Here is a 23418-nt window from a genome sequence, read left to right as displayed (position 1 = left end):
GAGCTCCGTGATTCCAGCCCATAAATCGACCGTATCCGCAACCGGGTCTTTCCCGTTTATTTTGCAGGTGCAGCATGGCACTGTGTCTCCAAATCATGAGTCTGTGGGAGACCCCAAATGAACCTGTCGGGAAAAACAGCAATCATCACCGGATCGAACTCGGGCATCGGGTTGGGCATCGCGCGCGAATTGGCCAAGGCGGGGGCCGACGTGGTTCTGAACTCGTTCACTGATCGCGATGAAGATCATGCGCTGGCGGCCGAGATCAGCAAGGAAACCGGAACCAACGCGCGCTACATCAAGGCCGACATGTCCAAGGGCGAGGAGTGCCGCGCGCTGATCGAACAGGCCGGAGCCTGCGACATCCTGGTCAACAACGCAGGCATTCAGCACGTCGCGCCGATCGACCAGTTCCCGGTCGAGAAATGGGACGCGATCATCGCCATCAACATGAATTCGGCCTTTCACACGATGGCGGCGGCGCTCCCGATGATGCGCAAGGCCGGGTGGGGGCGGATCGTCAATATCGCCTCGGCGCATGGGCTGACTGCATCGCCCTACAAGGCGGCTTATGTGGCGGCCAAGCACGGGGTCGTCGGCATGACCAAGACCGTTGCGCTGGAAACCGCGCAGGAGCCGATCACCTGCAACGCCATCTGTCCGGGCTATGTGCTGACACCGCTGGTCGATGCGCAGATCCCCGACACGATGAAGGAATACAACATGAGCCGCGAGGACGTAATCAAGAACGTCATGCTCGAACGGCAACCCTCGAAAGAGTTCGCGACCGTCGAACAGCTGGGCGGAACCACCGTGTTCCTGTGCTCGGACGCCGCGGCCCAGATCACCGGCACCACGATCTCGGTCGACGGCGGCTGGACCGCGTTGTGATCCGCGGCGCGCGCCGGGGCCGGCCGATATGGTGAAGCGCATCAATCTGGCCCTGCAGGGCGGCGGCGCGCATGGCGCATTTACGTGGGGCGTGCTGGACCGTCTGCTGGACGACGAAGACATTGAGGTTGCGGCGATTACCGGAACCTCGGCCGGGGCGCTGAACGGAGCCGCGTTCAAAGCCGGCATGGTTCATGCCGGTCGCGATGGCGCGCGCGAGACCCTGAACGCCCTGTGGGAGAGGATGGGTGCCGTGGGCGACATGCGCATCGCCAACTGGCTGGCCGGGATGGAACCCGCCCAGATCGCGCATGCGATGGAGTATTCCCTGCCGTTCTCGGTGGCCGATACCTGGTCGCGGATGGTGTCGCCCTATGCCTATGGACCGTTCTACCGCAATCCGCTGGCCCCGGTGGTCGAGGCGTTTGATTTTGGCGAGGTCTGCGCCGATCAGGGGCCACGCCTGTTCGTCTGCGCCACCTGTGTGCGCAGCGGCAAGATCCGTGTTTTCACGGGCGATGAGGTGACGACTGATGCGATTCTCGCCTCGGCCTGCCTGCCGAACCTGTTCCAGGCGGTTGAAATCCACGACCCCGAAACCGACCGGACCGAAGCCTATTGGGATGGCGGCTATACCGGCAACCCGGCGCTGTTTCCGCTGTTCAACGCGGGCCTGCCCGAAGATGTGGTGATCGTGAACATCAACCCGCTGGAGCGCGACGAGGTTCCCAAGACCCCGCAGCAGATTCAGAACCGGATCAACGAGATCAGCTTCAATTCTTCCCTTCTGCGCGAGCTGCGGGCGATCAACTTCGTGCAGCGCCTGTTGGTCAAGGGCAAGCTGAAGGCGGGTGAAATGAGCCGGGTCTTCGTGCACATGATCGCCGATGACGCGCTGATGAACAGCCTGTCGGTGGCGACCAAGACAGTGCCCAACCCGGTGGTTCTGCACAGCCTGAAACAGGCGGGACGGGCCGCGGCCGACCAGTTTCTGGCCGATCACAAACCCGATCTGGGTGCGCGAAGCTCCGTTGATCTACCCGCGATGTTCGGCTGATCACTCGGGCGGCTGCGTGGGGTCTTTCTGGTTCGGATAGACCAGCCCGGCCGAGATCACCAGTTTGGCGGCATCCTCGATCGTCATGTCCAGCAGGATCACGTCTTCCTCGGGGAAGAACAGCAGAAAACCCGAGGTTGGGTTCGGCGTGGTTGGGATGAACACGCTCAGCAGGCCGCCGCCGGTTTCGGCGCGTTTGTTGATCTCGCCCTTTGCCTCGGTCGAGACGAAGCCGATGGCCCAGATGCCCCGGCGAGGATACTGGACCAGGCAGGCCTTCTCGAACGACCGCTCGGTCTGGGCAAAGACGGTTTCCGATATCTGCTTGATCCCGGAATAGATCGACCGGACGACGGGCATCCGGTTGACCAGGCTTTCGGCAAAATGGATCAGTGACCGGCCCAGGATACCTTTGGCGATCCAGCCGACCAGAACCGTGAAGATCAGGAAGAACAGGACGCCCACGCCGCGCAGGTTGATACCCACATATTGTTCGGGCCGGAACTGGTGCGGGATCAGGGGCAGGACCGCGCTGTCGATCCAGCCGACTACCGACAGGATCAGCCACAGCGTCAGCCAGACCGGTGCGATGACGACGATACCCGTCAGAAACGACGCGCGTAGCCGCGACAGCAGGCCGGGGCGGCGGTGGGGTTCTTCATCAAACGGTGTGTTCATCGCGGTTCCGAGCGGTTTGCCGGACTAGTTAATCAGTCCGGCGCCTTGGTACAATAGGTCCGTTTGACGCTTAGTCAGCCTGAGCCTTCAATGCCTTGGCTATGCCAGCCGCAAGGCGCGCATTGTTGCGCACCAGGGCGATGTTGGCGATCAGGGATCGGCCCTGGGTCCGCTCGTAGATGCGCTGCAGAAGATAGGGCGTGACGGCCTTGCCGGTAATGCGATGCGCTTCGGCGTCCTGCTGGGCCGAGGCGATGATCGGGTCAAGTTCCTCGGACGGGATCTGATCGGCCAGCGGGATCGGGTTGGCCACCAGCTGCCCGCCTGGCAGACCCAGAGCGCGGCGCGTCGCATGGGCCTTGGCGATCTGCTCGGCTGTGTCCATCCGCAGGGGCGCGGCAAAGGGCGACTTGGCCGACCAGAAGGCTGGGAATTCATCCTGCCCATGGGCGATGACCGGCACGCCCAGTGTCTCAAGCACTTCGAGCGTTTTGGCCAGATCGAGGATGGCCTTTGCCCCGGCAGCCACGACCGTGACCGGCGTCTGCGCCAGTTCGTGCAGGTCGGCCGAGATGTCAAAGCTGGTTTCCGCGCCGCGATGCACCCCGCCGATGCCGCCGGTGGCAAAGACCTGGATCCCCGCGAAATGGGCGGCGATCATCGTGGCGGCAACGGTGGTGGCCCCGGTTCCGCCCGAAGCGATGCAGGCTGCCATATCCGCGCGCGAAATCTTGGCCACGCCCTGCGCCTGTCCCAGATCCTTCAGCTGATCGGGTTCCAGACCTACATGCAGCCGACCGTCGATCACAGCGATCGTGGCCGGAACGGCGCCCGCATCGCGGATGTCCTGCTCGACCTGGGCCGCCACCTCGATGTTCTGCGGGTAGGGCATGCCGTGGGTGATGATGGTGCTTTCCAAGGCAACGATGGGGGTTCCATCGTCCTTGGCCGCGCGCACTTCGGCGGAATACTGGATGTCGATCACAGGGGGGTCTCTCCGGATACATAGGTTGCGGCGGCATGCAGGGCGCGGGTCAGCGCCTCGTCGATGCTGGCGCCATTGGCTTCGGCGGCGATATGGGCCGCCATGAACGTGTCGCCCGCGCCGGTCACGCGCGTGACCAGAACCGACGGGGGTTTCTGGGTGATCACCGCCTGGGCGCTGGCCACGGTGGCCGAGTTGCCCCCGTCGGTCACCAGCGCACGCAGCGCGCCCCGGTCCAGCAGAGCGCGGGCGGCGGTTTCGGAATCGGCGAACTCGCGCTGGCACAGCAGCCCGGCTTCTTCGAGGTTCACATACAGCGTGGCCCGGCCGTGCTTGAGGAAAGGCAGCAGCCGCTCGGCCTTGCCGGGCGAGGCCGGGGCTACGCGCAGGTCGGCACGGGCGAAGGCCGGGCTGACGGCGATTTCTTCCAGAAGGTCCAGCGTCAGGTTGCCGTCCAGCGCGATCTGCCCCTCGAACGGGGTGTTTTCATAGCCCAGCGGGCCATGGATCAGCGGGCGCAGGATCTTGGCGCCGGCGGCCTCCAGCGAATGGGCGTCGGCAATGGCGGCGATCAGTCCGTTTGCGCCTTCGACCGCCATGTAACGGTCGGTGGGCAGGTCCTGCGAGCGATAGATATGGGTCGTGTCCATGCCCAGCCGCTTGCAGGCATGGACCAGCTCGTCGCCCTCGGGGTCGCTGCCGATGGCAGTCAGCAGGGTCGGGGTCATGCCGAAGCGCACAAGGGTCATGGCGATGTTCATCGCCACACCACCGGGCAGGCGCGTGATGCGGCCGGGCACGTCCGACCCTTGCCGCATGTGGCTGGCGGATCGTCCGATCACGTCCCACAGGACGGATCCGATGCACAGGATGTCGCTGTTCTGAGTCATTTCCTCGTCATGCCGCAGGCGCAGGGCGCGTGCAAGCCGGAAGCTGCGCGGGCGGGGTCCGCGTCGGCGATTTGGCTTGCCAATTGTTTGGAAGGAAGAAACACTCGGAAACAGTGTTTTTTGGTTCTTTTGGATATTTTCGGATGGGTCTCAATATCCGTTTGCTGACCTTCCTGAGGTTTCGCGCCTGGATCATTGCGCCATTTCTGGCATGTATTTTTTTGGCAATGCCGGCATGGGCGCAACGGAGCGGACGGACAATCGTTGACTTTCAGGTCCGGGACGGTCGGCTTCTGGTCGAAATCGCCCTGAACGCCGAGGCCGTTCTGGCCGGGGTCGATCCGCAAGAGGTCGCGAAGGGGGGCGACGGCGGGAGCGCGCGATACGCGCAGTTGCGCCGGCTTGTCTCGTCCGAGCTTGAGGAACACGTCCACGATTTTGTAACGGATTGGAAGCAATCCTTGCGGATCGACGTGAACGGGCCGGTTGCGTTGTCCTATGAAGGCGCAAGTATTCCGGTGGTCGGCAACCCGGACGTTCCGCGAATTTCCCGAGTGCTTTTGGCCGGTCCTCTGCCACCCGATGTAAGCAGCCTGCGCCTGACGTGGCCCGAAGGGATCGGCCCCGTGGTCTTGCGCCAGCAAGGGGTCGAGGCGCCCTATACCGGGTTTCTGAGTGGCGGCGAGGTCAGTCCTCGCATTCCCTTGGCAGGCGGAGCCGGGCTGGGTGCCCAGCAAGCGGCCGAGGCTTTTTTCCGGGCCGGGCTGCTGCATGTCGCGGGCGCGGGGGCACAGCTTCTAGCGCTGGCCTCGGTTCTGGTTTTCTTGTCACTGAAGTTGCGCCCGGTCCTTGTTCAACTTGCCGCGCTGGGGCTGGGCGTTCTGGTGACGCTGCCGCTTGGGATGTTCGACGTGTTGAATGCGAGGCCGTTCCTGCCGTGGCCGGTTGTGCCGGCGGCCATCGCCTTGTTGGCGCTTTGGAACCTCGTCACCGACCGGTTGGGGGTCTGGCGCGTGCTGTTCCTTTTGGCGACCGGTGCGGTCCTTGGCCTGACACTGTCAGAAACATCGTCGCGCCTGGGTGTGCCGCCGCACCATGTCGCGCCGGCGGTGCTGGGTTTTGCCGCTGGCATCCTGTTGGCGCTGAGCGGTGTCGCGATCCTGATCCTCGCCACCCTGACCGTGCTCTTGCCGGATTCGCCCAGGCTGCGCGGCCGTATCTCCACAGTCGCCTCGCTGTTGTTGGCGGGCTTAGGGCTGTACTGGGCGGTTGTGTCCTAACCGCCGGTTTTCATCGGCGCGATCAGCGTGTGCAGGGCGCTGAGCGGGTCCTCTGCGGTCCAGATCTCGTCTCCGATACCGAAGAAGTCGGTGCATTCAGCCAGTTCGGCAACCAGTTCGGGTGTCAGGCCGCCTTCGGCGACAACCGGAACCTCGATCATCTCGGACCACCATTGGAACAGATCACGCTCGGCGCGGGTCCCTTTGCCCAAGGACACATCTCCAACGGGCCCAAAGGCCACATAGTCGGCCCCGGCTTCGCCCGCGGTCATCCCGTCATGGCGCGAGGTTCCGCAGAAACTGCCGACGATGGCATCCGCCCCCAGCTCTTTGCGCGCGGCCCGGACCGAGCGGGCCGCATCCTCCAGATGCACCCCGTCCAGCCCCAGCCGTTGCGCCAGTAGGACATGGTTCGAGATCACCAGCGCCACGTCGCGCGCATGGGCCACCTCGCGGCAGGCGTCGGCCGCGCGGGCGATGGCGTCCTCGTCGCTGCCGGCCAGCGCCAGCCGGATGCAGGCGATCTCGGTCCCGTCCAGAACGCGGGCCAGCCGGTCGGGAAAGGTGGCCGGGTCGATGGTCGGCGGGGTGATCAGATAGATCTGAGGCTGCTCGGGGGTGTCCATTGGCGGATCCTTCGCGGTTGGTCTTTGGCGCGGTTTAGCCGATTGCGGCGGCGAAGCAAACTTTATTGCCCGCAGACCGCGTGATTTGCAATCGGGCAGGGCGGCCGGGCTTGCCCTGTGCCAGCGGCGGCAGTATGGCAGGCGCAACTTTCGGAGATCAGAATGCCCAGCGACAGACCCCAGCCCCCATTCGTGCTTGTCCGCCCGCAGATGGGCGAAAACATCGGTGCCGCGGCCCGGGCGATGTGGAATTTCGGCCTGGACCGGATGCGTATCGTCGCCCCGCGCGACGGCTGGCCCAACCCCAAGGCCGTGGCCATGTCGAGCGGCGCCGGGCGTCTGCTGGACGAGGCGCAACTGTTCGACGATCTGGCCGGCGCGTTGGGCGACCGCACATACGTTTTCGCCACCACCGCCCGTCAGCGTGGCCTGACCAAACCCGTCTACAGCCCCGAGCGTGCCATGCAGATCGCGGCCCAAAAGGTGGCGGCGGGCGAAAAGGTGGCCGTGCTGTTCGGGCCCGAGCGGGCCGGGTTGGAGAATGAAGACATCGCCAAGGCCAATGCGATCATCTCGGTGCCGGTGAACCCCGAATACGCCTCGCTGAACCTGGGGCAGTGCGTGTTGCTGACCGCCTATGAGTGGATGCGCCAGACCGGCGACGTGGTGCACGAGGCCACCGATCTGGGCAAAGGCGACTGGGCCACCGGCATCGAGGTCGAGAAACTGGTAGAACACTACGAACAGCGGCTGGAGGAGGCCGGGTTCTTCTACCCGCCGGAAAAGGCCGAAGGGATGAAGGTGAACCTGCGCAACCTGTGGTCGCGCATGCGCATGACGCGGGCCGATGTGCAGATGCTGCACGGGATCATGCGTCAGATGGTCCGCTGGAAGGACAAGGGCTGAGGCTGGACCTTCCCGGGCACTGGCCCTAGCTTGCGGGAAAATCAAGGACATGAGGACGGCATGAGCGGCAAGCGCAGCATCTTCGAAGAAGTCTCGGGTGAACAAAAGCAGGAAACGGTCCAGCCCGGCATGATCGACCGCGGCCGGGGCGGTGCACGCAAGGCCATCCGTATCTGGCTGATGATCTTGTTCGCGCTTGTCGTCGTGATGATCGCGGTGGGTGGGCTGACCCGCCTGACCGACAGCGGCCTGTCGATCACCGAATGGCGACCGGTCACCGGAGCGATCCCGCCGATGTCCGAGGCCGACTGGCAGGCCGAGTTCGACAAGTACAAACAGATCGACCAGTGGCGCATCATGAACCAGTGGATGGAGCTGGATGACTTCAAGACCATCTACTGGTGGGAATGGGGTCACCGGCAACTGGGCCGCGTGATCGGCCTGGTCTGGGCGCTTGGGTTCTTTGGCTTTCTGGTGCTGCGCAAGATCCCCGCAGGCTGGACCGGGCGCCTTGCGATCCCCGGACTGCTGGGCGGCGTGCAGGGCGCCGTCGGTTGGTGGATGGTGGCCTCGGGGGTGACGCAGGGCGAAGGGATGACCGCCGTTGCCAGTTATCGTCTGGCCACCCATCTTGGCCTCGCGTTCGTGATCCTGGGCTTTCTGGCCTGGTACATCTTCATGCTGGGGCGCGAGGAACGCGACCTGATGCAGGCCCGCCGCGCGAAAGAGGCGCGGCTGTTCTCCCTGTCGACCGGGCTGCTGCACTTTGCCTTTCTGCAGATCCTGATCGGCGCATTGGTGGCGGGTATCGACGCCGGCCGGTCCTATACCGACTGGCCGCTGATCGGCGGGCAACTGCTGCCGCCGGACGCCACCGCGCTTGAACCGATGTGGCGCAACTTTTTCGAAAGTCCGGGGCTGGTGCAGTTCATCCACCGCTGCGTGGGCTATGTGCTGTTCGCCTTCGGCATCTTCGTCTGGCGGCGCGGCAGCAGCAGCGCCCACCCGCAGACCCGGTTCGCCTTCAACGCCATGTTCGCGGCGCTGTCGCTGCAGGTGGTCGTGGGCATCCTCACCGTGGTCTATGGCGCGCCCTGGCAGATCGCCATCTTTCACCAGTTTATGGCCGTGGTCGTCTGGACCCTGATCCTGCGCGCCCGGTTCCTGACCGCTTATCCCATCGCAACCTCGCTGCGCGGAGCTTGACCCAATGACTGCATTCAATGACCTGATGGCCTTTCAGCGCGAAACCTCGGCCCTGGCACAGATCGCCGGGCGCCTGGGCTGGGATCAGGAGACCGTCATGCCGCGCGGGGCCGCCAACCAGCGCGCCGAGGAGATGGCCGCAATCGAAGCCGTGTTGCATGCGCGCCGTTCGGATCCGCGCGTGGCCGAGTGGCTGGAGAATGCCCATGCCGACACCGAGGTTGGTCAGGCGCAGTTGCGCGAAATCCGTCGCACATACGAGCGCACGGTCAAGGTGCCCGCCGATCTTGCCACGGCCATCGCCCGCGTGACATCGGCCGCGCAGGGCAAGTGGGCACAGGCCCGCGCTGACGAGGATGTTGCCGCGTTTCTTCCGGTTCTGGAGGAAGTCGTGGCGCTGCGGCGTGAGGAAGGGGCGGCTCTGGCACAGAGCGGCGATGTCTATGACGCGCTGGTCGAGGATTACGAGCCCTACACGACCGCTGCCCAGATCGCCGACATCTTCGACGCCCTGCGCCCGCGTCTGGTTGCGCTGCGCTCCGCGGTTCTTGACCGGCCGTCCCCCGCGGGGGTGACCGGAACGTTCGACGAAGCGGCGCAGATGAAGTTGACGCACAAGCTGGCTGAGACTTTCGGCTACGACCTGAACCGGGGGCGGGTGGACAAGGCCGTACACCCGTTCTGTTCGGGCAGCGGCGACGACGTGCGCGTCACCACCCGCACCAGCGAAACCGACCCGTTCAACTGCTTCTACTCGACCATCCACGAGGTCGGACACGCCTGCTATGAGCAGGGCATCGACCCGGCTTACGCGCTGACACCGCTGGGCCAGGGCGTGTCGATGGGCGCCCATGAAAGTCAGAGCCGCATTTACGAAAATCAGCTGGGCCGCTCGCGCGCCTTCACGGGCTGGCTGTTCCGGCAGATGAAAGACACCTTCGGTGATTTCGGCATCGCGGATGAAGATGCCTTCTATGCCGCCGTCAACCGGGTGCACAACGGATACATCCGCACCGAGGCGGACGAGGTTCAGTACAATCTGCACGTCATGCTGCGGTTCGATCTGGAACGCGCCTTGATGTCGGGCGATCTGCAGGTGCAGGACCTCGAGGCCGCGTGGAACGACCGCTTCCATGCCGATTTCGGCTATGCGGTCGACAAGCCTTCGAACGGGTGCCTGCAGGATGTGCATTGGTCGGTTGGCTTGTTTGGCTACTTCCCGACCTATTCGCTGGGCAATGTGTACGCGGGCTGTCTGTATCAGGCGCTGCGGGCGGCAATTCCAGGTCTGGATGATCAATTGGCGCAGGGCAATACCGCCACTGCAACCGGCTGGCTGCGCGAGCATGTTCAGCAGCACGGCGGTCTGTATGCCCCACGCGATGTCATCCGCCGCGCCAGCGGCATTGAGCCCGGACCCGAGCCGTTGTTGGCCTATCTCGAAGACAAATTCGGCACGCTCTACGGCCTTTGACCTGGAAAGATGACCGCTATGGGTATGGTAGGGGTCATCTAGCCGCGGTGTGCATCAGGCACCCAGTCTTCCAGAGGCCGGTTCCAGAACCGGTTCGGGTTGTCTTCGTCCTGCCCGCGGATGTGCAGCGTTCGAAAACACGTGTGCAGATAGATCACCGGTTCTTCATAGGGATGGGCCGCGTAGATTGCGCGCAGCACCTTCGAACGCACGCCGTTCGATACATCCAGAAAGAACGAGACTTCGACGCAGGGAACATCGACCGTGTCGCAGGTGACGGCATTTCGTCCGGTCCCGAGTGACCGAAAGCTCTGAGTTCCGGGCGTCGACCGGAAGCTGACGTGATCATAATCGCCGTAAACCAGGTTGGCCTCGGCCAGAACAGCATCAATCACCGCCTGCGCGCGGTCCTCGGGAACCTGAACGATCACGCGCCAACCTTCGTCTGTCAGATATCGTTCGGTGTCCTGTGGTTTTTGGGTCATTCCAGTCTCCTAACCAAGCAACGTCAGAATGGCCGGGTTTGCACCTCAAGTGTGACTTATCGCTTCGCCATCGACCGAATTGCCGGCCGGAGGCAATCAAACGCGGAGTCCGACAGGCCGAAATGGCGAGCCAGAGCGATCTTGCCTTCAGGTGTTACGGTCAGGGCGCGGCTGGACCTTTGGCGCGTCAACCATTTGTCTTTCAGAGCTTTTTCCAGAATCGCGATTCCCAAGGGACCTGAGATGTGATGGCGGCGCTCCGTCCAATCCAGACAGAATTTGGCGACCGGCCGGTGGGCGCTGACCCGCGGTGGGTCCAGGTCGAGATCGGTCAGAAACGCGTGATATCGCGGACCCGGCGCCAGTGCCCCATGTGCCAGTTGTAGAACACCCGTATCCAGCAGGTTGTAGGTGATCCACACACCGAGACGCCCGGCAAGATGATTATAGCAGCAACGGGCCAACAGGACGCCCGAGTCCGGTTTCGCGGCCCGCCGGACATGGTCGCTGGGAGTTAGCGTGGACAGCTTTTCCAAAGCCGATGCGACCTGTGCGCTTGCGATCCGGTGAAAGACATGCCTGCCGCTGCGTATCGAAGTGGTCAGGCCGGCCCGCTCCAACTGCTTGAGATGGGCCGTTGCAGTTGGTGGCGTTATGTTGGCTGCGCAGGACAACTCTTTGTTGGTGAACGCCCGCCCGTCCATCAGTTTGCACAGGATGCGTGCGCGGGTTGGGTCGGCGAGGGCGGCGCCGATGATGTCCAGTCTGGGTTCGGGTCTCATTGGATGAGCCTACCGCAAAACCCGGCTTGACCCCAGAAAGAACGCTTCGACATTCGCCGAAACGAAAAGGAGCGGCTGCTGTTGCAGAGCCGCTCCGTCGTCGTTGAAATGAGGGCCGCCGATCAGAGGCGGCCATCCTTACGTTTCGCTATCGTCTTCCTCGTCACCCTGGTCTGCGATCCAAGCGACGCTGACGACTTCCTCGCCTTTGCCGGTGTTGAACACCTTGACCCCGCCCGCACTGCGGGACCGGAACGATATACCGTCGACCGGAACCCGGATCGACTGCCCCTTGGACGTGGCCAGCATGATCTGGTCGTCGATTTCGACGGGGAACGAGGCCACCAGCGGGCCGCCCCGCATCGCCTTGTCCATCGCCATCACGCCCATTCCACCGCGGCCGCGCACCGGGTAGTCATGCGACGAGCTGAGCTTGCCCGACCCGCCGGCCGTGATAGTCAGGATAAGGTTTTCCGCCGCAGACATCTCGGCATAGCGCTCCTGAGGCAGGATGCTGTCTGCGTTGCCTTCGTCTTCGTCGGTTTCGGTCTCTTCGGTGACGCCTGCCATCAGGCGGCGCATCTTCAGGTAGGCGGCGCGCTCGTCTGCCGTGGCCTCGAAGTGGCGAATGACGGACATCGAGACGACTCGATCGCCATTCGTCAGTTTGATGCCGCGCACACCGGTCGATTTGCGGCCCTTGAACACGCGCACGGCAGTGGTCGGGAAGCGGATTGCCCGGCCGGAGTTGGTGACCAGCATCACGTCGTCATCCTCGGAACAGATGCGCGCGTTGACCAGTTCCACACCCTCGGGCAGATCCATCGCGATCTTGCCGTTGCGCTTGACGTTGGTGAAATCGCTCAGCGCGTTTCGGCGCACGTCACCGGCACTGGTGGCGAAGACGATCTGCAGGTTTTCCCATTCTTCATCCGGCACATCGACCGGCATGATCGCCGCAATCGAAACACCGGTGGGAATCGGCAGGATGTTGACGATGGCCTTGCCCTTGCCGGTGCGCCCCGATTGGGGCAGGCGCCAGGTCTTGAGCTTGTAGACCATTCCGTCGGTGGTGAAGAACAGCAGTTGCGTATGCGTGTTCGCCACGAACAGATTGGTTACGACGTCCTCTTCCTTGGTCTGCATCCCCGACAGACCCTTGCCGCCGCGCTTCTGCGCGCGGAAGTCGGCCAGCGGCGTACGCTTGATGTAGCCGCCCGAGGTCACGGTGACGACCATGTCCTCGCGTTCGATCAGGTCCTCGTCTTCCATATCGCCGGACCAGTCGACGATTTCAGTGCGGCGCGGCACTGCGAACTGCTCTCGAACCTCGCGCAGCTCGTCAGCGATGATGCTCATGATGCGCTCGCGCGAGGACAGAATGTCCAGGTATTCCTTGATCTTGGCGGCCAGGTCTTCCAGCTCGTCCGTGACCTCTTTGACACCAATCTGGGTCAGGCGTTGCAGGCGCAGATCAAGGATCGCGCGGGCCTGAACCTCGGTCAGGTTGTAGGTGCCGTCGTCGTTCATCTTTGACAGCGGATCGTCGATCAGCCGCAGATAGCTCTCGATCTCGGCTGCGGGCCAGCGGCGGGTCATCAGCTTTTCGCGCGCCTCGGCTGCGTCGGCCGAGGACCGGATCGTGGCAACGACCTCGTCCACGTTCGAGACCGCTACGGCCAGACCGCACAGGATATGGCTGCGTTCCCGTGCCTTGCGCAGGTCGTATGCAGTGCGGCGGGCAACGACATCTTCGCGGAAGTCGATGAAGCTGGTCAGGAACCGGCGCAGGGTCAGCTGCTCGGGGCGACCGCCATTCAGCGCCAGCATGTTGCAGCCGAATGAGGTCTGCATCGGCGTGAACCGGTAAAGTTGGTTCAGCACCACCTCGGGCGTTGCGTCGCGCTTCAGCTCGACCACCACCCGCACGCCGTTGCGGTCAGATTCGTCCTGAACGTGGCTGACGCCTTCGATGCGCTTTTCGCGCACGGCTTCGGCGATCTTCTCGATCATCGAGGCCTTGTTCACCTGATAGGGGATCTCGTCCACGATGATGGCATAGCGGTCCTTGCGCAGCTCCTCGACGCGGGTTTTGGCGCGGATGATGACGCTGCCACGGCCCTCCAGATAGGCCTTGCGCGCACCGGACCGGCCCAGCATCACGCCGCCGGTGGGGAAATCGGGGCCGGGGATGTATTCGATCAGCTGTTCGCTGGTCAGGTCCGGATCGTCGATCAGCGCCAGCGTCGCGTCGACCACTTCGCCCAGGTTGTGCGGCGGGATGTTGGTGGCCATACCCACCGCGATGCCGCCGGCGCCGTTGACCAGCATGTTGGGGAACCGCGCGGGCAGGACGGTGGGTTCCTTGTCCTTGCCGTCGTAGTTGTCCTGGAAATCTACCGTCTCTTTCTCGATATCCGCCAGCAGAGCGGCGGCGGGCTTGTCCATGCGGACCTCGGTGTAGCGCATGGCCGCCGGGTTGTCGCCGTCCATCGAGCCGAAGTTGCCCTGACCATCCAGCAGCGGCAGCGACATCGAGAAATCCTGCGCCATCCGCACCAGCGCGTCATAGATCGCGCTGTCACCGTGCGGATGGTATTTACCCATCACATCGCCCACGGGACGGGCCGATTTGCGGTAAGCTTTGTCGTGGGTGTTCCCGGTCTCGTGCATCGCATAGAGGATGCGCCGATGCACCGGTTTCAAGCCGTCGCGCAGATCGGGGATCGCACGGGACACGATGACCGACATCGCATAGTCCAGATAGGACGTCCGCATCTCGGATTCGATGGATACCGTCGGGCCGTCGTAAACCGGGCGCTCGGGCGGGGTTTCATCCATGTTTTCGGGGATTTCTGGCGTATCGCTCACGTAAACTGCCCGTTTTTTGTGCTGGGTCTATATCTTGTGGATGCATCTTATCAGACCCGGCACATAGGGTGCAAGCAAGCAACCCGGAAGTGGCCTGAAACCGCGGTGTTTTTCGGGTAACACATTGTTTTAATACGGATTGAAAAGGAATCATGTTACCCTGAAGGGACCTTTGAGGAAATCTGGAGGTCTGAATGGAGAAAAACGAAACCGAATTGATGCTGAAGGGGTATGGCCTGACAACGGCTGAAATCTTCTATCGCATGCCGGATTACATCCATGTTCTGAACACGTTCATCTGGCAGGATTACGACTTGGCGCCGGATCATCCCAAGCTGTTCAATTTCATCGAGTTCTGGCAGCGCGAAATCGAGGGTCCGCTGCATTCGGTGCGCTTTACCCACCGCAAGATGATCGCACCCGGAGAATGGCGGAACGTCGTCGGAGAATACCGGCTGAACTAGCGTTTCGGTCAGGTTGCGGTAAAGGCCAATGCGCCTTGATCCGGCCGATGGATCATCGAATGAAGGCCGACCTGCGTTTCGGCGCAGGTTACTCACTCTCATAATTTCTGAACACAACCAGATCTTGGCAATCCGTTGACGGCGGACGCGTTGAGCGGTTGAATATTCTTGTGCGTTTCGGTGGCGGTCCGGTGCGGCGCACACGATTGGTACAGATCGGAAAACCAGAGAAAGTCCAGGATATGATTGCGCTAACATTGGACATGCCGGCGATGGCGCGTTAAGGACGGCTCATGGTTTCTCGCGTTATACCCGTCGACCCATTTGATCTGGTCATTTTTGGTGGCACCGGGGATCTGGCGCAGCGCAAGATTTTGCCTGCCTTGTTTCGTCGTTATTGCGCGGGACAGTGGAATGACGATGTTCGGATAATCGCCGCAGCAAGGTCCGCACATGATCAGGCGGGCTATCGTGCGATCGTCACCGAGTCGCTGGCCCAGCACGCACCTCGTCAAGCGGCAGATCCCGGCAACCTTGATGGGTTCCTGAACCGGCTGCAGTATCTGCGGTTGGATGCCAGCTCTGATGATGGGTGGGAAAACCTTTCAGGTCTGTTGACGGATTCGCGGATCCGCGCCTTCTATTTCTCGGTCGGACCCGGATTGTTCGCACCGTTGGCGGAAAAAATCCGCCAGCACGGTCTGGCAAACGAGCAGACGAGGATCGTCGTCGAAAAGCCGTTCGGTCACGACCTGGACAGCGCGCGGGCGTTGAATGCCACGCTGGCCTCATATTTCAGCGAAAACCAAATCTACCGGATCGATCATTATCTGGGCAAGGAAACCGTCCAGAACCTGATGGCAGTCCGGTTCGGCAACATGCTGTTCGAGCCGCTGTGGAACAGTCAGTATGTCGACCATATCCAGATCACCGTCGCCGAGACCGTCGGCGTGGATGGTCGCGAAGAGTATTACGAGCGCGCTGGGGCAATGCGCGACATGGTGCAAAACCACCTGATGCAGCTTCTGTGCCTGATCGCGATGGAGCCGCCTGCCAAGTTCGATTCGGACGCCGTGCGCGATGAAAAGCTCAAGGTAATCCGCGCGCTGGACCCGGTGCAGCCGCACCATATCGTGCGTGGGCAGTATTCGGGTGGTCCCGACGGGCCGGGCTACCGCGAAGCGGTGGGCAATCCGCGCTCGACCACCGAAAGCTATGTTGCGCTTCGGGCGCATGTCAGCAATTGGCGGTGGGCGGGTACACCGTTCTACCTGCGCACCGGCAAGCGGCTGGTGGCGCGGTCCTCGGTGATCAACGTCATCTTCAAGGACGCCCCGCATTCGATCTTCGGGGCCGAGGCCGGGCGGCATGCCAACACGCTGTCGATCCGGCTGCAGCCGAACGAAGGCATAACGCTGAAAGTCACGATCAAAGAGCCGGGGCAGGGCGGAATGCGTTTGATCGACGTCCCGTTGGATATGAGTTTTGCCGAAGCGCTCGGGCCCGAAAACCAGGAAGCGCCGGATGCTTATGAGCGTTTGGTGATGGACGTGATCCGGGGCAATCAAACCCTGTTCATGCGCGGAGACGAGGTCGAGGCCGCTTGGGCCTGGACCGACCCGATCATTGCGGGGTGGCAGGCACGCGGCGACGTGCCAAAACCCTATGACAGCGGCAGTACCGGTCCCGGCGACGCCGAACTGCTGATGAAACGCGACGGTCGCCATTGGCAAGGGATCAAGCCATGAAGATTCAGGAATATGCCGATAGGGACATGCTGGCCATTGATGTTGCCAACGTTCTGGCAGGAGAGTTGGAGGCCGCGCTGCTGCACAACGATGTCGTGGCTTTTGCGGTTCCCGGCGGCACCACGCCCGGACCGATCTTCGACAGCCTGTGCGCCGCGGATCTTGAATGGGAGCGTGTCCGGGTGCTGCCCACCGACGAACGCTGCGTCCCGGCAGACAGTGACCGGTCGAATGAACGCTTGATCCGCGACCGTCTTCTGACCAACCGGGCGGCGGCAGCGGACTATGTCCCGCTCTATATTCCGGGCAAGGCGCCCGAAGAGGTTCTGCCCCAAATCGAAGCTCTAATCGAGCCGCTGCGCCCGTTGGCGGTGCTGGTTCTTGGAATGGGCGACGACATGCATACGGCCTCGTTGTTTCCGGGGATGGAGGGGCTGGCGCAGGCATTGGCCGGCAACGCACCGGCATTGGCCGTTGCTCGCCCGCAGACGCAGCCCGAGACGCGGATCACCCTGACGGGTCCGGTTCTGGATGGGGCGCTGTCCAAACACCTGGTCATCTATGGGGAACAAAAGCGTGCAGCGCTTGAGCGTGCCATGAGCCTGCCGCCCGAGGAGGCGCCAATTGCGGCAGTCTTGGATGGAATGACGGTACACTGGGCGGATTGATCTCATGCAACTGGACACTCTCAGAACCCTTGCCGCGCAGGCGGCGGATACCCGCATCCTCGACCTGTTCGCGCAGGATCCCGACCGGGCGCAGAGATTCTCGGCCTCGACCGGCGATTTGCTGTTCGACTATTCGAAGACCCTGATCGACGCGGACATACGCGCGGCGCTGATCGACTTATGTGATCAGGCTGGTCTGGCCGAGCGACGCGACGCGATGTTCCGGGGCGACAAGATCAACGAGACCGAGGGCCGCGCGGTGCTGCATACGGCGCTGCGCAATCTGGACGGCGGCCCGGTGGAAGTTGATGGCCAGGACGTGATGCCCGACGTTCTGGACACCCTGCAGCGCATGCGCGTATTCGCCGAAGAGGTCCGGGGCGGAACGGCCCAGGGGGCAGGGGGTAGCTTTACCGACGTCGTGAATATCGGCATCGGCGGTTCGGACCTTGGGCCGGTGATGGCGACGCTGGCGCTTGCGCCCTATCACGATGGGCCGCGTCTGCACTATGTCTCGAACGTCGATGGTGCGCACATCGCTGATACGTTGCGCGAACTGGACCCGACGCGGACGCTGGTGATCGTCGCGTCCAAGACCTTTACCACCATCGAAACCATGACCAACGCGCGGACGGCGCGGGCCTGGATGCTGGACGGCGGCGGCGACCCGGGGCGGCAGTTTGCGGCCGTGTCCAGCGCCGTGGACAAGACGGCAGACTTCGGCATCCCGTCGGACCGCGTGTTCGGCTTTGCCGATTGGGTCGGCGGGCGCTATTCGGTCTGGGGGCCGGTGGGACTGCCGGTGATGATCGCGGTGGGCTCGAACGCCTTCGACGCGTTCCTGCGGGGCGGGCAGGCGATGGACGTGCATTTCCGCGCCGCGGACTGGGCCGATAACATGCCAGTGATGCTGGCTCTGGTGGGCATCTGGCACCGTCAGGTGCTGGGGCATGCCAGCCGCGCGGTGCTGCCCTATGACCAACGGCTGCTGCGGTTGCCGGCCTATTTCCAACAGCTCGAGATGGAATCGAACGGCAAATCGGTGGCCATGGACGGCTCGGCGCTGAGCGTGCCTTCGGGACCGGTGGTCTGGGGTGAGCCCGGCACCAACGGGCAGCACGCGTTCTACCAGCTGATCCACCAGGGCACCGACGTGATCCCTTGCGAATTCATGGTGGCCGCTGAAGGGCACGAGCCCGAGCTGGCCCATCATCACCGCCTGCTGCTGGCCAACTGCCTGGCCCAGTCCGAGGCGTTGATGCGCGGCCGGTCGCTTGAGGAAGCGCGGGCGCGCATGGCCGAGAAGGGCCTGCAGGGCGACGAGTTGGAGCGTCAGGCCCGGCATCGCGTGTTCCCGGGCAACCGGCCTTCGACCACGCTGATCTATCCGCAGCTGACGCCCTTCGTTCTGGGCCAGATCATCGCGCTCTATGAACACCGGGTGTTCGTCGAAGGCGTGCTGTTGGGCATCAACTCGTTCGACCAGTGGGGCGTGGAGCTGGGCAAGGAGTTGGCCACCTCGCTGGGGCCAATCGTCGATGGCGATGCGGGCACCGAGGGCAAGGACGGCTCGACCGCCGCACTTGTGGCCTATGCGCTGCGGCACCGGGGCTGAAGCCCTGCAAATCTGACGGCCTGCCGCCACGGCAGGCCGCATTCTTTTATTGTCAGACAATTAAATGATTGGCAGGATCGGCCCCGAGGAGAAGCCCCGGGGCCGGCCACGCCGCCGCGCCGCCTGGCCGCAACAGACGCCGCATCAGGCCGGCGCGATGAATGGGAGGATGTCCATGCTGGGACAGATGATGACGCAGCCGCTGTTGATTTCGTCACTGATCGATCATGCTGCGCGCTATCATGGTCAGACCGAGATCGTTTCGGTCGAAACCGACGGAACCGCCACACAGACGACCTGGGGCGAGATCGCTGCCAATGCCCGGCGCATGGGGTCGGCGCTGACCAAGCTTGGCTTGCAGCTACAGGATCGGATCGGCACGCTGGCCTGGAACAACCGCCGTCATCTGGAAATCTACTATGCGGCCTCGGGTGCCGGGTTTGTCTGCCACACGATCAACCCGCGCCTGTTCCCCGAACAGCTGGTTTACATCATCAACCATGCGCAGGACCGGGTGCTGTTCTTCGACGCCACCTTCATCCCGCTGGTTGCTGCGATCCGCGATCAACTGACCGAGGTGAAGCATTTCGTCCTGATGGGACCGCGCAACGAGGACGCACTGCAGCAGATCCCGGGCCTGGAATTCTATGACGAGTTGATCGAGACCGGCGACGCCGATTTCGAATGGCCCGTCTTCGATGAAAACACCGCCTCGAGCCTGTGCTACACCTCGGGCACGACCGGCCACCCCAAGGGCGTGCTGTATTCGCACCGTTCGACCGTTCTGCACAGCTTTGCCTCGAACACCCGCGACGTGATCGGATACTCGGCGATGGATGTGGTGATGCCGGTCGTGCCCATGTTCCACGTCAACGCCTGGGGGTCGCCCTATGGCTGCGCCATGTCCGGTTCGCAGATGGTGCTGCCCGGGCCGGACCTGCATGGCGAGGCGCTGGTGAACCTGATCGACACCTATGGCGTGACGCTGGCGATGGGGGTTCCCACGATCTGGCAGGGCTTGCTGGCCCATGCCGCCAAATGCGGCACCAAGCTGGAAAGCCTCGAACGTACGGTGATCGGTGGCGCGGCGTGCCCGCCCTCGATGATCGAGACCTTCCGGGAAAAATACGGCGTCGACACCGTGCACGCTTGGGGGATGAGCGAGATGAGCCCGCTGGGCACCGCCAACATCCCGCTGGCCAAACATCGCAAGCTGCCGATCGAGGAGCAGCACAAACTGCGCGAGAATCAGGGCCGTCCGCCCTTTGGGGTCGAACTGAAGATCGTCGATGACGACGGCAACGACCTGCCGCATGACGGGGTCACGCAGGGCGACCTGATGGTACGCGGACACTGGGTGCTGGACAGCTATTTCCAGCTGCAGGATCAAGAGCTTCTGCAGGATGGCTGGTTCGCCACCGGCGACGTGGCCACGCTGGACCCCGATGGCTACATGACCATCCGCGACCGTTCCAAGGACATCATCAAGTCGGGCGGTGAATGGATCAGCTCGGTCGAGCTGGAAAACATCGCCGTAGCGCACCCGAGATTGGCCACCGCGGCCGTGATCGGCGTGCCGCATCCCAAATGGGACGAACGCCCGCTGCTGGTGGCCGTCAAGGCCGAGGGCGAGGATCCGTCCGAGGCTGAGCTGCTGGGGTTTTTCGACGGCAAGATCGCCAAGTGGCAGGTGCCGGACAAAGTGGTCTTCGTCGACGCGCTGCCACTGAATGCAACGGGCAAGGTTTTGAAACGCAAACTGCGGGATGAATTCAAGGGCGCCTTGGCAGGTTAACGCTTGATTTCTAAGGATTTTTGGCTCCGGCGGTAGGGATCGAACCTACGACCAATTGATTAACAGTCAACTGCTCTACCGCTGAGCTACGCCGGAACTGAGGGGCGTGTACCAATCTGCAAAGACGAGGTCCAGACGAAAATTGCTTTCTTTGGACGAATTACGCGCCCCAGGTTTCCGTTTCGGATTTCAATCTGGCTGAACAGCTTTTTTTTGCGTGCGGCAGTGAATCGTTACGTTGATCTACGCTCTGGCCGCAACGTGATCGTTTCATGCGGATCAGAAAGAGATTAGCCTCTCGATAATGCACCATACTTCGGTGAACCTGTTGAAACCGGAAAGGAACCCAAGATGCGGACAGCTTGCAGGATTGTAGCGAAGCTTTTCTTCTTTGTTCTTGCCGCGCCGGGGATCGCCCAAGAGGCCGGAACCCTGATCACCGGCGCTCGGATTTTCGACGGGGTCAGTTCCGACCTGATCGAGGGTCAGGACGTTTTGATCCAAGACGGCATGATCACCGCCCTTGGTCCTGATCTGGATGCGCCGGAGGGGGCGACGGTGATCGATGCACAGGGTCGGTTCCTGATGCCCGGATTTGCCGACATGCATGCGCATCTGATGTTTCAGATGCCGTTTGGAATCGCATTCAATGCCGATCGCGAATATTGGGCCTATGTTGCCGCAACCGTCGCCGAACAATACTTGATGCAGGGGTTCACGACGGTCCGCGATGTCGGCGGGAACTCGTTTTCACTGAAACGCGCCATAGACGAGGGCATTCTGGTGGGGCCGCGTGTCTATCCTTCGGGTCCCATGATCTCGCAGAGCTCGGGCCACTCGGATCATCGGACGGACGCAAACGAGCCCGGTTCATTGGTGTTCGAGCCCAGCATTCCGATGAAATACTTCCATGTCGCAGTTGCCGATGGGCGTGACGAGGTTCTGAAGACCGTACGCGAGGTGTTGCGCCGCAGGGCCTCGCAGATCAAGATTTCGGTCGGTGGCGGTACCGGGTCATTTGCTGATCCACTGGACACCACGCAGTACACGGCAGACGAAATCCGTGCAGCCGTCGAAGCGGCAGAAGACTGGAACACCTACGTAACCGCCCATGTCTACAACTCGGATGGCATCATCCGCGCCGTCGAGAATGGGGTGAAGTCCATCGAGCATGGCAATCTGATGAGCGAAGAGGCCATGCGCGTGATGATGGAGCATGATGCCTGGCTGTCGCCGCAGGTCATCGTCTACACATTCCATCCGGCCGGCTACAACGACGAACAAAAAGCCAAGCATGACGAAGCCTATGACGGCATCAACCAGATGTTCACCATGGCCAAGGAGCTTGGATTCGAGAATATCGTCTTCGGCACGGACGTGATCACTTCTCCTGAGATGATCAAGCGCGCAAACGAGGAGTTCGTGCTGAGAACGGAATGGTTCGACAATGTCGAAATACTCCGTCAGGCAACCTCGAAATCAGCCGAGTTGCTTGCCTTGTCGGGGCCGCGCAATCCTTATCCCGGGGCGCTGGGTGTCATTGCGGAAGGTGCTCATGCGGATATCCTTCTGATCGACGGCAACCCCCTTGAGGACATGTCTGTCATGACCGAATACGAAGAGCGCTTCGATCTGATCATGAAGGGCGGGGTGATCTACAAAAACGAACTGTAGCGGACGGTCTGCTGTGCAAATGCAAGGCGGACCAAACTTGAGTCACAGGCGCTGGAAAATTCTCTGATGTTTCCCGAGTGTGGTTGACAGGATTGGGCTGATCGAAAGACCAACTCCGAACTAACGGCGCAGGTCCTTGGGGGCAGTCTGATCGCATGCGTTGAACCGGCTGAAAACTCCGCGTGTCGGATCGGAAACCGACTGCACACGGGACGTGAGCGGTTGGGTGCGCCACAAACTTCTGAAATCAGAGGATTTTGGCTCCGGCGGTAGGGATCGAACCTACGACCAATTGATTAACAGTCAACTGCTCTACCGCTGAGCTACGCCGGAACTGAGGCGCGTATAGCAATCCGGTTTTTCGGCGTCCAGAGGGGAAAAGCACACAAGACGAATTTTTTGGGCGTTCAGGCGATGCGATGAAAACTGGTCTGCACCGACAGCGCGCCCCGGGGGGCGACGCGGTCTTTTCCTGTCAGGTCCACCAGATGGGCAAACACGTTGCGCTCGGCCGCTGGAAGCAGGGCAGGCGGGGTTTCGACATAGATCCGCTGGGCCAGATCCCGGGCTGTGCCCGGGCGCTCGGCCAGCGCGTCGAGGATTTGTGCCTCGCGTTCCAGCCGATGGCGGATCAACCAGTCAAGCCTTCCCGAGGGGTCTGTGATCGGCGCGCCGTGTCCGGCATGGAAGATGGACCAGTCGCGGGCGCGTAGCCGGTGGCAGGCCTTCATGAAGTCTGTCAGATCACCATCCGGAGGCGAAACCAGCGAACTGGCCCAGCCCATCACGTGATCGGCGGTGAAACACACGTCTCCCCAGGCCAGCGCGATGTGATTGCCCAGATGACCCGGCGTGTGAATGACCTCAAGGCCCCATCCGTTCCCCTCGATCCTGTCGCCGTCCGCCAACTCGATGTCCGGGCGGAATTCCGTGTCGATTCCCTCGCCGCCGCCGGCGAGGCCTTGCTCGGCCAGTTGGGACATGATCGCGCTGCGCCCTGCCTGTGGCCCGCCAAAGGCGTAGATCGGGGCACCTGTCCGCTCTGACAGCGGAGCAGCCAGCGGCGAATGGTCCAGGTGGCTGTGGGTGACCACGATATGGCTGATCATTTGCCCGGGCTGCAGCGCATCCAGAATGGCCTGCATGTGACTGTCGCTCAACGGTCCGGGGTCGATTACGGCAAGGTCGCTGGTGCCCAGGAGGTATGTATTTGTCCCCAGATAGGTCATCGGCGACGGGTTTGGGGCCAGCAAGAGCCTGAGGCCCGGCTGCAGGGCGACAGGGATGCCCGGTTTCGGGTTGAAATCGTCTGCTGGCAGCATC

At 62.5% G+C, this 23418-nt stretch carries 20 protein-coding genes and 2 tRNA genes; 12 read left to right on the top strand and 10 right to left on the bottom strand.

The features are described from left to right. Positions 1–117: 117 nt before the first annotated feature. Both ACR0DA_RS06570 and ACR0DA_RS06565 read left to right on the top strand, forming a co-directional pair. On the top strand, positions 118–891 hold the full coding sequence (locus ACR0DA_RS06570) for a 3-hydroxybutyrate dehydrogenase (protein WP_480753351.1): 774 nt from the start codon (positions 118–120) through the stop codon (positions 889–891). 28 nt (positions 892–919) lie between these two features. Further along, positions 920–1948 carry a patatin-like phospholipase family protein gene (locus tag ACR0DA_RS06565; protein ID WP_480753349.1) on the top strand — a complete coding sequence of 343 codons (1029 nt, stop codon included), beginning with the start codon at positions 920–922 and terminating at the stop codon, positions 1946–1948. Here ACR0DA_RS06565 and ACR0DA_RS06560 read toward each other — a convergent pair whose 3' ends face one another. The 3 genes from ACR0DA_RS06560 to ACR0DA_RS06550 all read right to left on the bottom strand — a co-directional run bounded on the left by ACR0DA_RS06560 (position 1949) and on the right by ACR0DA_RS06550 (position 4501). After that, positions 1949–2626, bottom strand: coding sequence for a DUF502 domain-containing protein (locus ACR0DA_RS06560; protein ID WP_149774457.1), 678 nt, complete (start codon positions 2624–2626; stop codon positions 1949–1951). Between the two features lie 70 nt (positions 2627–2696). Next, on the bottom strand, positions 2697–3611 hold the full coding sequence (locus ACR0DA_RS06555; RefSeq protein ID WP_480753347.1) for a pseudouridine-5'-phosphate glycosidase: 915 nt from the start codon (positions 3609–3611) through the stop codon (positions 2697–2699). Then, entirely contained in the window at positions 3608–4501 is an 894-nt protein-coding gene (locus tag ACR0DA_RS06550; RefSeq protein ID WP_170366069.1) for a PfkB family carbohydrate kinase, read from the bottom strand. Before ACR0DA_RS06550 ends, ACR0DA_RS06555 begins: the two co-directional genes overlap by 4 nt. Positions 4502–4644: 143 nt before the next feature. Between ACR0DA_RS06550 and ACR0DA_RS06545 the strand changes: the two genes are divergently transcribed. Then, positions 4645–5781, top strand: coding sequence for a HupE/UreJ family protein (locus ACR0DA_RS06545; RefSeq protein WP_170432418.1), 1137 nt, complete (start codon positions 4645–4647; stop codon positions 5779–5781). Here the strand turns inward: ACR0DA_RS06545 and ACR0DA_RS06540 are convergent. Then, positions 5778–6407: a thiamine phosphate synthase gene (locus ACR0DA_RS06540; RefSeq protein WP_170338406.1), complete on the bottom strand. Its 630-nt coding sequence runs from the start codon at positions 6405–6407 to the stop codon at positions 5778–5780. The two genes, ACR0DA_RS06545 and ACR0DA_RS06540, sit on opposite strands and share 4 nt — an antisense overlap. Positions 6408–6569: 162 nt before the next feature. Between ACR0DA_RS06540 and ACR0DA_RS06535 the strand changes: the two genes are divergently transcribed. The 3 genes from ACR0DA_RS06535 to ACR0DA_RS06525 are packed head-to-tail and all read left to right on the top strand — an operon-like array spanning position 6570 to position 9993. Further along, positions 6570–7313, top strand: a complete 744-nt coding sequence (locus tag ACR0DA_RS06535) for an RNA methyltransferase (RefSeq protein ID WP_480753344.1) — start codon at positions 6570–6572, stop codon at positions 7311–7313. A 60-nt stretch (positions 7314–7373) separates the two neighbouring features. Beyond that, positions 7374–8519 (top strand): heme A synthase, encoded by a 1146-nt coding sequence (gene ctaA, locus ACR0DA_RS06530; protein ID WP_170523547.1) that lies wholly within the window; start codon positions 7374–7376, stop codon positions 8517–8519. Between the two features lie 4 nt (positions 8520–8523). Beyond that, complete coding sequence (locus ACR0DA_RS06525) at positions 8524–9993, top strand: carboxypeptidase M32 (RefSeq protein WP_170599680.1); 1470 nt, start codon at positions 8524–8526, stop codon at positions 9991–9993. A 38-nt stretch (positions 9994–10031) separates the two neighbouring features. On the opposite strand, the gene ACR0DA_RS06520 is transcribed toward ACR0DA_RS06525, so the two are convergent. The 3 genes from ACR0DA_RS06520 to gyrA form a co-directional block, all read right to left on the bottom strand. Continuing rightward, positions 10032–10478 carry a YqfO family protein gene (locus tag ACR0DA_RS06520; RefSeq protein ID WP_170599682.1) on the bottom strand — a complete coding sequence of 149 codons (447 nt, stop codon included), beginning with the start codon at positions 10476–10478 and terminating at the stop codon, positions 10032–10034. Between the two features lie 56 nt (positions 10479–10534). Next, positions 10535–11260: an ArsR/SmtB family transcription factor gene (locus tag ACR0DA_RS06515; RefSeq protein WP_480753343.1), complete on the bottom strand. Its 726-nt coding sequence runs from the start codon at positions 11258–11260 to the stop codon at positions 10535–10537. Between the two features lie 138 nt (positions 11261–11398). Continuing rightward, positions 11399–14101, bottom strand: a complete 2703-nt coding sequence (gene gyrA / locus ACR0DA_RS06510) for a DNA gyrase subunit A (RefSeq protein WP_170366759.1) — start codon at positions 14099–14101, stop codon at positions 11399–11401. 224 nt (positions 14102–14325) lie between these two features. Between gyrA and ACR0DA_RS06505 the strand changes: the two genes are divergently transcribed. The 5 genes from ACR0DA_RS06505 to ACR0DA_RS06485 all read left to right on the top strand — a co-directional run bounded on the left by ACR0DA_RS06505 (position 14326) and on the right by ACR0DA_RS06485 (position 20421). Then, positions 14326–14595: an usg protein gene (locus ACR0DA_RS06505; RefSeq protein ID WP_093962206.1), complete on the top strand. Its 270-nt coding sequence runs from the start codon at positions 14326–14328 to the stop codon at positions 14593–14595. Positions 14596–14888: 293 nt separating this feature from the next. Then, positions 14889–16343 (top strand): glucose-6-phosphate dehydrogenase, encoded by a 1455-nt coding sequence (zwf, locus tag ACR0DA_RS06500; protein ID WP_480753341.1) that lies wholly within the window; start codon positions 14889–14891, stop codon positions 16341–16343. Continuing rightward, positions 16340–17011 carry a 6-phosphogluconolactonase gene (pgl, locus tag ACR0DA_RS06495; protein ID WP_170509364.1) on the top strand — a complete coding sequence of 224 codons (672 nt, stop codon included), beginning with the start codon at positions 16340–16342 and terminating at the stop codon, positions 17009–17011. The genes zwf and pgl overlap by 4 nt, the downstream gene beginning before the upstream one ends. Before the next feature lie 4 nt (positions 17012–17015). Further along, on the top strand, positions 17016–18626 hold the full coding sequence (gene pgi, locus ACR0DA_RS06490; protein ID WP_480753339.1) for a glucose-6-phosphate isomerase: 1611 nt from the start codon (positions 17016–17018) through the stop codon (positions 18624–18626). 175 nt (positions 18627–18801) lie between these two features. Then, the gene (locus ACR0DA_RS06485; protein WP_170446272.1) at positions 18802–20421 is read left to right on the top strand and encodes a long-chain-fatty-acid--CoA ligase; all 1620 of its coding nucleotides are present in this window, start codon (positions 18802–18804) and stop codon (positions 20419–20421) included. Positions 20422–20442: 21 nt separating this feature from the next. On the opposite strand, the gene ACR0DA_RS06480 is transcribed toward ACR0DA_RS06485, so the two are convergent. Continuing rightward, positions 20443–20517: transfer RNA gene (locus ACR0DA_RS06480), tRNA-Asn, on the bottom strand. 255 nt (positions 20518–20772) lie between these two features. Here ACR0DA_RS06480 and ACR0DA_RS06475 point away from each other — a divergent pair. Beyond that, positions 20773–22095, top strand: a complete 1323-nt coding sequence (locus ACR0DA_RS06475) for a metal-dependent hydrolase family protein (protein WP_480753337.1) — start codon at positions 20773–20775, stop codon at positions 22093–22095. Between the two features lie 258 nt (positions 22096–22353). Here ACR0DA_RS06475 and ACR0DA_RS06470 read toward each other — a convergent pair. Together ACR0DA_RS06470 and ACR0DA_RS06465 are read right to left on the bottom strand one after the other, a co-directional pair. Then, positions 22354–22428: transfer RNA gene (locus ACR0DA_RS06470), tRNA-Asn, on the bottom strand. Between the two features lie 74 nt (positions 22429–22502). Continuing rightward, complete coding sequence (locus ACR0DA_RS06465; RefSeq protein ID WP_480753335.1) at positions 22503–23417, bottom strand: MBL fold metallo-hydrolase; 915 nt, start codon at positions 23415–23417, stop codon at positions 22503–22505. Between the last annotated feature and the right edge of the window lies 1 nt (position 23418).

It is taken from the genome of Ruegeria sp. CI8 (assembly GCF_056536865.1).
This window is presented reverse-complemented; position numbering and strand designations above follow the sequence as displayed.